This window comes from Paracoccus sp. SY (genome assembly GCF_002901215.1).
Taxonomy (GTDB): Bacteria; Pseudomonadota; Alphaproteobacteria; order Rhodobacterales; family Rhodobacteraceae; genus Paracoccus; species Paracoccus acridae.
The window spans coordinates 1-482 of sequence record NZ_NWMQ01000211.1 but is presented as its reverse complement, the minus strand read 5'-3'; the positions used below and the strand labels follow the sequence as shown (position 1 = coordinate 482).

1 protein-coding gene is annotated in these 482 nt (G+C 63.5%); it reads right to left on the bottom strand.

The features are described from left to right. Positions 1-482, bottom strand: a 482-nt coding sequence (locus CK944_RS22600) for a substrate-binding domain-containing protein (protein WP_146038793.1), incomplete at both ends; no start/stop codon positions are given.

Below are 482 nucleotides of genomic sequence, written 5' to 3'. Positions count from 1 at the left end.
TTGTCATAGGTTTCGGTGTCGTTCACCTCGGGCTCCTTGCCCTCCAGCATGGCGTTGACCATGCCGACCGTGACCTTGGCCAGTTCGCGCGTGTCCTTGAAGACCGTCGAATACTGTTCGCCGTCGATGATCGCCTTGATGCCGGGGATTTCCGCGTCCTGGCCGGTGATGATCGGCATCTTCAGGTCGCCTGAGCCGTAGCCCACGCCCTTCGCGGACGAGATGATCCCGCGCGCCAGCCCGTCATTGGCCGACAGCACGCCATGAACCTCCTTGTCGCCGTAGTTCGCGGACAGGATGTTGTCCATGCGCGCCTGCGCCGTGGCCGCGTCCCAGCGCAGCGTGCCGACCGTGTCCAGCCCCATCTGACCCGAGGGGATCACGATATCGCCCGAATCGATCAGCGGCTGCAGCACGCTCATGGCGCCGTCATAGAAGAAATAGGCGTTGTTGTCGTCCGGGCTGCCGCCGAACAGTTCGAC